Below are 11,323 nucleotides of genomic sequence, written 5' to 3' on the forward strand. Positions count from 1 at the left end.
CATTCTTAAGTTGATGGGCATGTATGGTGACCCCATACATGCCCATCAACTTAAGAATTTTCACTACCCCTAAGTGCAAAAAAACGAATCCTTTTTCAAAATAGATTCGTTTTTTTATCGTACAATATAAGTTTGCAAAGTATTTTTGATCGAACCTTTGTATAAAGATTCACAAATACTCCATACAAAAATTTTAGCTACATGGTTCTTCCAGTTTTTTTAGCTTATTCTCCACTCTAATAATCATACTAATTATTAGTAATAGCATAGATCCCATAATTAAAAGTATTGCAGTGGAAGGGCTATTAAAAAATAGGCTGATAATACTTCCTAGTATAATAATTATAAATCCATTTTGTGTCATGATTTCAGCGCTATACTTATTTCCAGCTTCCCAAAGTTTCATGTTTTTCATAGACCTAGTTGTTCGATAGCCATATATTGCATTAATATCTGTTGGTGGTCTTTTTTTCAATAGTAATGAAGTTAATATAAAGATAATCCCAATTAACAGACTTACTACTATATTCACAAGGCTGTATATCATTTTAATCATCTCCATAAAATGTTATTGTAAACTAATTATACCATTTTAATAGTGTTTTGTGGCGGCATTTTGACATTTATAAAATCGCTATTTGTGGCTTTAAAATAAAGTTACGACGTGTAAAAAAAGATACGATGTTTGTTACTTTGCTTCTTTCAATTAAAGAATTCCAAGGGATTTTTAATCAAACTTTTTTATTAAAGGGGAAAGTTCATCCAAAAAGAGAAGAATCCATTTTGATTAAACTTTTTTCTTAGTCCTCCTTTTTGGGAGATAGGCAAAAACACCTATATATAGCTTAATTAATTGGTATATACTTCTTGAAACCCTTACTTAGAGTTCCATTATAACCATTTTTAGCAAAAAATTTATGTGCTTCTACTCTAGTTGCACTACTTAATAAGATAATTCTTGTGGATCCCCTTGCAATCGATATTTGTTCAACATGTCCTAGTAACTTTTCACCTATTCCGTTACTTCGAAAATCTTCATTTACAATCACATACTCTAGAACGGTATATGGTCTAAATTGGTATCCAGGATCAAGACAAAAGGTCATAAATATACTTCCTTTAACTTTACAATCTTCCTCATAGACAAATAAGAAATTATTAGAATCATTTCTTATCTGCTCAATTCTTTCTGGTAAAACCTTAATGTTTTTACTATGCGGTGCTAATTTTTTATATAAACTCTCGATTACATTACTATCTTTTGGTTCAGCTTCACGAATCATAAAAATTACCTACCTTTATTAGAATATCAATGATCTGTACTACTTTAATATTGCACCTTTTGACTCTATTGTATCCTAAAACAATACTTTTTTGGTACAATTTAGAAAAAAGAGAATAGTAAGGATGTCATTTTTATATGAATCTCTCGATTCAAAATGAACTACAACCATTTGCGGAAGAATTACAACGATATGTTACACCTGTATTTTTAGAAGAACTTGCAAGAGAACTCGAATTTGTAAAACGGAAACGAAAGTTTTCTGGTGCAGATTTAGCAACCATTTGTATCTGGATTAGTCAACGGGTAGCAAGTGATCCTTTAGTTCGATTATGTAGTAGGCTTCATGCTGCTACAGGCACTTTACTCAGCCCTGAGGGTTTAAATAAACGCTTAAATACAAAAGCAGTTTTGTTATTACAACATATTTTTTCTTTACTGTTACAACAAAAGGTCTGTGAACAAACGCAAATTTCTAACCATCTCTTATCTTATTTCCAACGAATTCGTATCCTAGATGCTACAGTATTTCAAGTGCCAAATGCTTTAGAGAGTGTATATCCGGGATCTGGAGGGTGTGCCCAGACAGCCGGAATCAAAATTCAATTAGAATATGATTTGCATAGTGGGGAATTTCTTAACTTTCAAGTTGGACCAGGGAAAAATAATGATAAAATATTTGGTACAGACTGCTTAGATACCTTACGACCAGGAGATTTATGTATTCGTGATTTGGGTTATTTTTCATTGGAAGATTTAGATCAAATGGATCAACGAGGTACATACTATATTTCTCGTTTAAAATTAAACACGAATGTGTATGTGAAAAATCCAAACCCAGAATACTTTAAAAATGGGGCAATTAAGAAACAATCGGAGTATATTCAAATCGATGCAAAACAGATTTTGAAACAACTACAACCTGGAGAAACATTTGAATTGAAAAATGCTTATATTGGTGATAAACAACAACTGTTTGCACGCGTCATATTTAATCGTTTAACAGCAAAACAGCTTCAAAAGCGCCGAGCAAAGATTGCTGAAAAAGAAAAATCAAAAAATAGAACGTACTCAGAGAAAAGTAAATTGGTAGCTGGATTAAACGTTTACGTGACGAATACGCTTGAAAACAGAAGTATATGGAGAAGAAATCGGCATAGATGAGGTCAATTTTGGTTTAGTAGTTCAGCTAATAGGTGTTGTAAAAATTGGACAGCCGCTTGATTAAATCGTTGATTCAATCCCTCAGGGCTGATGAGCACTTCTGTTGATGCTTCCAAACAGCTAGATAATTGAGTTAAAGAAGTCGTAGCAATACTTTGACTCATCCATACACATAAAGCGACTAAATCTTTTGCTTGGTATTTGCTGGTTCGTTGCACGAAACCAAGATCTCGTAAGATATTTGGAGATTAAAAGCTTTGAATCTCTTGAGCAAATAGTTGTAATTCATTAGATACAGAAATAGACATACAAAAACGCCATCCTTTCCTATGATTCTACAGAAAGAATAGCGTATTTTTTCATTTTAGGGGGTATTTTGTTTTATTAGCTTGATAGCGATGTGGTGAGACCACAATAAGTAGAAAATAATCTTTTATGATATAAATCGCTTTATATTCGCTTAATTCCCGTTTCTTCTTGATGAGAATTAATTGGCACATTTGAAACACAGAAGCTATTTTGAACGTAAGGGATTTGTAAGGAATAGGTAAGGAAAAAGAGATTTTCATTGTGTATGATCAAAATATAAAGAAGCATGAAAGGCGGAACAGATATGACTTATATATGAAAAACAAACCAGTTAATAAGAGTGTTTCATGGAAAATAAATAATTTCTTAGGTTAACATACATGTAAAAAGAGGGATTTACCGTTTGTTAGGACAGAATGGCGCTTGTAAAAATAATCATTATGAAGATGATTACGAATTCAATGTTGGCTTTTTGTCATCGGTAGAGATGATAGCTGTGTGGTTAGTATGAAATAGCAAGCACCTACAAATATGAATAGAGGAGAGAAATGCCCTATGAAAACACGTAGTCAAATTAAATTTGCAAGTCTTGCCCTTTTAATAGCTGGAAGTTCCCTGTTATATACAACGCCAGCCTCAATTGTAAAAGCAGAGTCCACTCAAAATGTATCTAGTTCGTTACAAACAAATACTCAACGAGATCGTACTTCCGTCAAGCAAGCAATGCGGGATACATTGCAACTTGGATATCCGGGGATACTTGCTAAAACTTCTGAGGGTGGAAAAACGTGGAGTTATGCAGCTGGGGTAGCGGATCTGAGCACCAAGAAACCAATGAAAACAGATTTTCGTTTTCGAATTGGCAGCGTGACAAAGACGTTCACTGCAACAGTTGTACTTCAATTAGCCGGAGAGAACCGCTTGAATCTAGACGATTCTATTGAAAAATGGTTGCCTGGTGTCATTCAAGGAAATGGATATGATGATAACCAGATTACTATCCGGCAATTATTGAACCACACAAGTGGTATCGCTGAATACACAAGGTCAAAGGATTTTAATATGATGGATACAAAAAAATCTTATACTGTTGAAGAATTAGTAAAGATGGGAATTTCGATGCCTCCAGATTTTGCTCCAGGAAAGAGCTGGTCTTATTCAAATACAGGATACGTATTACTAGGGATCCTTATTGAAAAAGTAACAGGGAACAGCTATGCGGAAGAGATTGAAAATCGGATTATTGAACCGCTTGAATTGTCGAATACATTCTTACCTGGCAATTCAAGCGTGATTCCAGGCACCAAGCATGCCCGTGGATATATCCAACTAGACGGAGCAAGTGAGACAAAAGACGTTACTTATTATAACCCAAGTATGGGTAGCTCGGCTGGAGATATGATTTCTACTGCTGACGACTTAAACAAATTCTTCTCTTACTTACTTGGGGGTAAATTACTGAAAGAACAGCAACTAAAGCAAATGCTTACTACAGTTCCTACAGGAGAAGCTGAACTTGGTAGATATGGTCTTGGAATCTATGAAACTAAGCTTCCAAACGGTGTCTCAATATGGGGACATGGAGGCAGCATTCCAGGGTTTGTTACTTTTGCTGGAGGCACACTTGGAGGCGAGCATACATTGACCGTCAATTTGAACAGCCTTAAAGCTGATAGTCCTAATCCTTTTAAAAATATTTTACTTGCTGAATTTAGCAAGTAGGCAAAAGGAAAAACGGATAAATTTTGTCATATTTTTTATAGTTAAATAGATAAGTGATGAAATCGATCACTTATCTAAGGAGGCAATTTTCTCATGAAAAATAAATTATCTGGGGTATTAGCCGCTACATTGGCGCTAACGATGACCCTACCAACAGGGGCGATAGCGTCTTCTAGCAGTAAGACTCCGGTTGTAGCTAACCAAGAAGTTGCTAGCCAAGAACTGGAGAAGATTGCGGCAGAGAAGGCTGCGCTACTCACGAAGTCCTATGGGACGACTAGCGTGCAGTATGCGCTAATTGATAATGGCAAACTTATTTTGTCGGGTCAGACAGGCAAGAACGATATGGAAGAGAAACAGCGGCTGACCAAAGATACTATATACGGGATTGGTTCAGTCAGTAAAATGTATGCAGCAGCGGCTGTAATGAAATTGGTCGACGAAGGAAAAGTCGATTTGGATGCTCCTGTCGTCCACTATGTTCCTGATTTCAAGATGAAAGACGATCGGTACAAACGCATTACGCCGCGTATGCTGTTGAACCACTCCTCCGGCTTGCAAGGTTCCACGTTAAGTAATGCATTTTTATTTAACGATAATGATACCTATGCCCATGATGTCTTGTTGCGGCAATTGTCCAACCAGATCTTGAAGGCGGACCCTGGCGCGTTCTCGGTATACTGCAACGACGGCTTTACGCTGGCCGAGATTTTGGTAGAAAGAGTCAGCGGTATGAGCTTTACCGAATTTCTACATCAACGGTTTACAGAACCCTTAAAGATGAATCATACGAAAACGCCGCAGGACAAATGGGAAGACGAAAAGCGGGCGGGACTTTATTTTCCGGCGTACCAAGGGCAGCTTCCCATTGAATCGGTGAATGTGATTGGTTCGGGAGGGATCTCTTCCACGGCAGAAGATATGGTGCGATTCTCACAATTATTTATGGGACAGGGAAAAGGGATCCTCTCTGATAAGGCAGTCAAGGCGATGGAGCAAGAGGAATATAAAAAAGGAATGTGGCCGGGGGAGGGAGATAATAGTTTCAACTATGGCCTTGGCTGGGATAGTGTGAAACTATATCCATTTAGTGAATATGGGATAAAAGGCTTGGCTAAGGGCGGCGACACGGCACTGCAACATGCTATACTGGTCGTGCTTCCGGAACAGAAGATGGCAGCGGCTGTGTTGTCATCCGGCGGCCGAAGCTCTACAAATCAACTACTGGCAACTGAATTGCTGCTCGCCGCGCTTAAAGAGAAGGGCACAATTAAGGACATCAAGCCAAACAAATCCTTTGGCAAGCCGGTCAAGGCCAAAATGCCTCAAGACGTGGCGAAGAAAGCGGGCTTTTACGGCAATAGCGAAAGTCATTTCAAAATAGAAATTACGAAGAATGGAGAACTGTTCTTACCATCTAATCGAGAAGAAAAATATGTATATACTGCGAATGGAAGCTTTATTAATGAGAAGGGTACTTCCAAGCTCAACTTCGTCACCGAGAAGAATGGAAGAACTTATTTGAAGGAGAGCACATATAAATCGACGCCAGGCTTAGGGCAAAATGTGATGACTCACTATTTAGCCGAGAAACTAGAAGACAATGTGCTATCGAAGAAAACCGCTGCCGCATGGGCGAAGCGGGAAGGCGTCAAGTTCTATCTCGTGAACGAGAAATTTAGTTCTATTGAATATCTCGTTCAACCGAAACTTCTTACCACACAAATTACTCGCAAGGAAGGCCTGGCGGGCTATTGGGACGGCAGAAAAATTACAGGTCCGAACACCGCGGTGCATCAGCTCCAGATCCCCGTGATGTATGGCCGTGATACGACGGAAACTCATTTCTATACAGAAGGCGGCATTGAATATATGGAGATGGCCGGATTGTTATACGTAAGTGGATCCAACGTAAAACCACTTGATGCAGGCCAATCATCCAAAGTTACGCTGCAAGCAAATGGGCATGCGAAATGGTTTACGATCCCGCAAGCGGCAGCAGGGAAAACGATGACCGTGGCGTTGCCATCGAAGAGTTCGTTCGCGGTGTATGATGAGAAGGGAGTATGCGTCAATTTTACCGTTGTGAACGGCAATAACAAAGTAACACTGCCGAAGAACGGAACGGTTGTATTTGCTGGAGCGCCAAACTCAGAATTTGCAATCACGTTGAACTAGCTACAATTCAAGATAGACTTCAACAAAACCAGTATGACACAGAAGAGGTGTTTTGCTGGTTTTGTTTGTATTTACGTATGATCTTTACGAAGAGGCTTTCCATGAATAATATCACGCTCAAAATCTACAAGAACAGCTAGCATACCAGTTCTGGGCAATCATCTTTTGCCCCACTCATCTTCTCGGTGTAAATACGTTCGCAGCCGGCATTATGATGTACAAGCCCTATACGATGCAGGAATTATCCGAGGTGTTTCGGCTACTAAGTTTAACCAACATGGCACACTCACACGTCAACAGGCTGCACTTATGTTAGAACGAACACTAGAATATCTAGGTGTAGAAAAAGAGTCAAATACAGGGCCCTACCACACATCCATCAACTTAAGAAGAATAAACGCCACCAAAACAAAAAAAGCCCCAAATTTTCCTTGAAAATAAGTTGGGGCTTTTGAACCAGAAAAGTATATTTTTAACTATGAAAACTACGATTAATTTTTCCTTTTTTCCTACTTGCTAAATTCAGCAAGTAAAATATTTTTAAAAGGATTAGGACTGTCAGTTCTACCCAAACTATTCCAATTGACGACCAACGTATGCTTACCTCCAAGTTTACCTCCAACAAGAGTAGTAAAGCCTAGAATGCCACCTGTGTGTCCCCATATCGAGACACCGCTTGGAAGCTTAGTTTCATAGATTCCAAGACCATATCCATCGATTCCTTCTTTTCCTGTAGGAACTGTAGTAAGCATTTGTTTTAGTTGCTGTTCTTTCAGTAATTTACCCCCGAGCAAGTAAGAGAAGAATTTATTTAAGTCGTCAGCAGTAGAAATCATATCTCCAGCTGAGCTACCTGCACTTGGGTTATAATAAGTAACGTCTTTTAGCTCACTTGCTCCGTCTGGTTGGACATATCCACGGGCATGGTTGGTGCCTGGAATAACGCTTGAATTGCCAGGTAGGAATGTATTCGACAATTCAAGCGGTTCAATAATCCGATTTTCAATCTCTTCCGCATAGCTGTTTCTGGTTACTTTTTCAATAAGAATACCCAGTAATACATATCCTGTGTTTGAATAAGACCATCCATCTCCTGGGGAAAAGTCTGGGGGCAGAGAAATCCCCATCTTCACTAACTCTTCAGCCGTATACGATTTTTTTGTATCCGTAAAATCAGCGTCTTTTGACCTTGAGTATTCAGCGATACCACTTGTATGGTTCAATATGTGCCGAATAGTAATCTTGTTACCATCATATCCATTTCCTTGAATGGTACCAGGCAACCATTTTTCGATGTAGTCGTCTAGATTCAGGCGATTCTCTCCAGCTAATTGAAGTATAACCGTTGCGGTGAACGTCTTCGTCACACTCCCAATGCGAAAGCGAAAATCTGTTTTCATTGGTTTCTTGGTTCTCAGATCCGCTATCCCAGCGGCATAACTCCACGTTTTTCCACCCTCAGAAGTTTTAGCAAGTATCCCCGGGTATCCAAGTTGCAATGTATCCCGCATTGCTTGCTTGACGGAAGTACGATCTCGTTGAGTATTTGTTTGTAACGAACTAGATACATTTTGAGTGGGCTCTGCTTTTACAATTGAGGTTGGTGTTGTATATAACAAGGAACTTCCAGCTATTAAAAGGGCCAGACTCGCACATGTAATTTGACTACGTATTTTCATAAGGCATTCCTCTCCTCTATTCATATTGTATAAGCGTTTGCTTACTGTTCCTTACTTCCTGACAAGACTTAGGGAAAGGCCCTCACTCATGCCCCAGTACAAAGGTATCTATCAATACCAACAATTTGAGCCATTTAAGTCTCCATCCCCTCTATAACAAAATTATTCAAAGGTATGAAAGCATATTATGTATCCTTAGTTATTGTTAGGATTAACACAACATGAGACATAACCACACCCCATATTTTACTTTATTTATCCATAATATGTATTGAGAAATAATGTAAATCCGAATCCTTTCCGTACCCCAACTATTGATCTTTTTTTCACCTATTATAATTAGCTATTTAGAATTTCATAATAAAAAACTGTAAAAAAAATAACGAGTCCCTTAACGTACAGGAGGCGGTTGAAAAATATGTCTAAACGCACAATTTTCTTTTTTTTGATATGGTGACCCCATCGCCATCAAGCTAAGGTTTTGAAGTACCCACTAAATGAAATTTTTCTTTCTCTACAGTTAGTTATTTTGAGAAGTCAGATCATTTTTTTGTTTTTGGGGTGTTTACTTTTCTTAAGTTGATGGATGTGGGGTCACCATACATGCCCATCAAGCTAAGGTTGAGTATTTCATGAACTTCCGTTCCTGTTGCCTACGTGCTTGATATTTTGTTTATTTGTTTTTAACGAATTTACCGAAAGAATTCTCCTTCCTCAAGCGTGTGCAGGGCAATAGCCCAACGATAGGTGGGAGATGAATTTCGGTTGGCGTAAGCTAACATGTTTGCTACTATATACTTGTACAGATTGCTCTTTGAAAACTGAAGATATAAGGTTGTTGTAGGAAATTCGTCTACAACGTAAAATCTTCGACGTTCTATCGCCCTACGCTACTGAAATATGCGAAAACCAAGCGAGGTAAGTAGCGTAGATGAGTCTAACGTACACATACTATTTTTAGGGGTAGGGACTACCCTGTTAGCTTGGTAAACATAAGTGGCTAGTAAAAGCACTTACTTCCCAAGAAGCTCCCACTTCAAGCATTAGCTAAGTGGTGAGTAGTTCACAAATACGCATTCCAAATAAACCTTGATAAGGTGTGTTTTTAAAGATTATGCAGTTTTCTGCTTTAGATTGGATACAGTGCACTGATAAACAACGCCTAAAATATCAAAAACTGTCTTTTTCTCATATCGGTGAGATTTTCGTCCGTTTTTCTGCAAGAGGTCAAACAGATGAAGAAAAATTTTCGATACTTCTTGGGTGTCTTGTTGTATAGCTTTATATACTAAGTACAGATGATCTTGAATCATATAAATTGCTTTATATTCACTTAATTCTTTTTGTTTTTTCTGTAGTAACAGCTGTCGCATTTTGAACATAGTGGAAGAACAAAGAAAAATAGCGATTAACTGTCCATAAAGATGACATTCTAGACGCTCTCGCTTAATATTATGACAATGATTGATACCAAAAAGAGATTTCCATGTTTTAAATACAATCTCTATTTGCCAACGTAGAGAATAAATCTCGTGAACATGTTCCATCGGAACAATTTCCCATGGGATGTTGGTAATATAAACATTGATTTCTGTTAAACGTTTACTTTTTTCAGAGTATGTAACCCCTTTTTTCTTTTCAACATAAGTTTGCTGTTTCCTACGTTTATGAACTTGAGTTGATGTGAGTCTGTATATTACAACTCGTGAGGGTAATTTTTGTTGCCCAACATAGGCATTTCGAATTTCATAAGTATCTCCTGGTTTTATCTGATGCATGATATGTTCAAGGTCAAGTAAAGCATATAAAGATTGCTTTTTTACTGTCCCATCCCGAAAGAATTCTGGAGATTCATTTTTCACATATACTCTATTATTTAATTTCAACCGTGAAACATAGAATACTCCCCGTTGATCCATCTGATCTAAATCTTTTAGAGAAAAGTATCCTAAATCTCGAATACATAAATCTCCTGGTCGTAAGGTATCCAAACACTCTGTACCAAAGGTTTTATCATTATTTTTACCTGGTTCCATTTGAAAATTGAGGAATTTCCCACTATGTAAATCATACTCTAGTTGAATCTTAATACCAGCTGTTTGTGCACATCCTCCTGAACCAGGATAAATAGAAGCTAAGTGGTTGGGTACTTGAAAAATAGTAGCATCTAAAATACGTATACGTTGAAAATAAGAAATGTATTGGTTTGAGATTTGAGAAGAATCGTTTAGTTTGCTTTTGATTAAAAGGGAGAATACACGCTGTAGAAATAAAACCGCAAATCGGTTAAAACGTTGATTAAGTCCTTCTGGACTCATAAGTGTAGCTGTATTTGCATAGAGCTGGCTACATAATCGAGTAAGAGAATCGCTTGCTACCTGTTGACTAATCCAGATACATAAAGCTGTCAAATCTCGTGCGCCATACTTACTTTTACGTTTTACAAAATCTGTCTCTTGTGCGAGTTGTTGAAGAATATGTGGAGATAGATATCGCTGTAGTTCTTCAGCGAACAAATGAAACTCATCCTGAATCGATAGATTCATACAAAAACGCCATCCTTTCTGTATATTTCTACAAAAAGAATAACGTCTTTTTTACTTAATGGATAGTGTAAAACTTTAGCTTTATGGCGATGGGGTACAGCCGAGATACGTGTAAAAATAGGTCATAGGATTACTTTTATTTCCATCTATGAGCTATTTTGCTTATAGATGTATTGCTTCTTCTATTGAATGAGGGGTTTTTTGTAAATCAATTACATAGTCGCTGAATCGTTTTATATGTCTACGATTCACAAAAGAAAGCAAATGAGGTGTAATAAAAATGAAAATACAAGTACACGTTTCTGATACACTACCTGGCTCTGTTGCAAAGTTTGAAAAAACATAAACCCATTTACAAAATACGGTTATCGTTTAAGAAGTTCTGAATAATTGCTGTAACTCCTTGTACGTCGAAAAAGAGAAGCCTGGAATATGACTTCTCT

The 11,323-nt window shown here is 37.6% G+C and carries 6 protein-coding genes and 2 pseudogenes; 3 read left to right on the top strand and 5 right to left on the bottom strand.

Annotated elements, in window-relative coordinates:
* Window positions 1–193: 193 nt before the first annotated feature.
* Together AAIE21_RS27670 and AAIE21_RS27675 are read right to left on the bottom strand one after the other, a co-directional pair.
* Window positions 194–547, bottom strand: a complete 354-nt coding sequence (locus AAIE21_RS27670; protein ID WP_343269653.1) for an SdpI family protein — start codon at window positions 545–547, stop codon at window positions 194–196.
* A gap of 298 nt (window positions 548–845) precedes the next feature.
* Window positions 846–1,283, bottom strand: coding sequence for a GNAT family N-acetyltransferase (locus AAIE21_RS27675; RefSeq protein WP_343269654.1), 438 nt, complete (start codon window positions 1,281–1,283; stop codon window positions 846–848).
* A gap of 137 nt (window positions 1,284–1,420) precedes the next feature.
* On the opposite strand from AAIE21_RS27675, the pseudogene AAIE21_RS27680 reads away from it, so the two are divergent.
* A pseudogene (locus AAIE21_RS27680) lies at window positions 1,421–2,404 on the top strand (IS4 family transposase); the annotation flags it as partial.
* Here the strand turns inward: AAIE21_RS27680 and AAIE21_RS27685 are convergent.
* Window positions 2,396–2,754: pseudogene (locus AAIE21_RS27685) on the bottom strand (IS4 family transposase); the annotation flags it as partial. The pseudogenes AAIE21_RS27680 and AAIE21_RS27685 sit on opposite strands and share 9 nt — an antisense overlap.
* A gap of 556 nt (window positions 2,755–3,310) precedes the next feature.
* Between AAIE21_RS27685 and AAIE21_RS27690 the strand changes: the two are divergent.
* Together AAIE21_RS27690 and AAIE21_RS27695 are read left to right on the top strand one after the other, a co-directional pair.
* The gene (locus tag AAIE21_RS27690; protein WP_343269655.1) at window positions 3,311–4,477 is read left to right on the top strand and encodes a serine hydrolase domain-containing protein; all 1,167 of its coding nucleotides are present in this window, start codon (window positions 3,311–3,313) and stop codon (window positions 4,475–4,477) included.
* Between the two features lie 93 nt (window positions 4,478–4,570).
* Entirely contained in the window at window positions 4,571–6,655 is a 2,085-nt protein-coding gene (locus AAIE21_RS27695; protein WP_343269656.1) for a serine hydrolase domain-containing protein, read from the top strand.
* Window positions 6,656–7,164: 509 nt separating this feature from the next.
* On the opposite strand, the gene AAIE21_RS27700 is transcribed toward AAIE21_RS27695, so the two are convergent.
* Both AAIE21_RS27700 and AAIE21_RS27705 read right to left on the bottom strand, forming a co-directional pair.
* Entirely contained in the window at window positions 7,165–8,334 is a 1,170-nt protein-coding gene (locus AAIE21_RS27700) for a serine hydrolase domain-containing protein (protein WP_343269657.1), read from the bottom strand.
* Window positions 8,335–9,446: 1,112 nt separating this feature from the next.
* The gene (locus AAIE21_RS27705) at window positions 9,447–10,880 is read right to left on the bottom strand and encodes an IS4 family transposase (RefSeq protein ID WP_343269658.1); all 1,434 of its coding nucleotides are present in this window, start codon (window positions 10,878–10,880) and stop codon (window positions 9,447–9,449) included.
* Window positions 10,881–11,323: the final 443 nt, after the last annotated feature.

The organism is Paenibacillus sp. 102, assembly GCF_039549175.1.
In the GTDB taxonomy this organism is placed as follows: domain Bacteria; phylum Bacillota; class Bacilli; order Bacillales; family Bacillaceae_G; genus Bacillus_A.

What these genes read in the sequence shown, in the direction of transcription:
- AAIE21_RS27705 (WP_343269658.1), bottom strand. Translation starts at nt 10,880, where the DNA reads ATGAATCTATCGATTCAGGATGAGTTTCATTTGTTCGCTGAAGAACTA.
- AAIE21_RS27690 (WP_343269655.1), top strand. Translation starts at nt 3,311, where the DNA reads ATGAAAACACGTAGTCAAATTAAATTTGCAAGTCTTGCCCTTTTAATA.
- AAIE21_RS27700 (WP_343269657.1), bottom strand. Translation starts at nt 8,334, where the DNA reads ATGAAAATACGTAGTCAAATTACATGTGCGAGTCTGGCCCTTTTAATA.
- AAIE21_RS27670 (WP_343269653.1), bottom strand. Translation starts at nt 547, where the DNA reads ATGATATACAGCCTTGTGAATATAGTAGTAAGTCTGTTAATTGGGATT.
- AAIE21_RS27675 (WP_343269654.1), bottom strand. Translation starts at nt 1,283, where the DNA reads ATGATTCGTGAAGCTGAACCAAAAGATAGTAATGTAATCGAGAGTTTA.
- AAIE21_RS27695 (WP_343269656.1), top strand. Translation starts at nt 4,571, where the DNA reads ATGAAAAATAAATTATCTGGGGTATTAGCCGCTACATTGGCGCTAACG.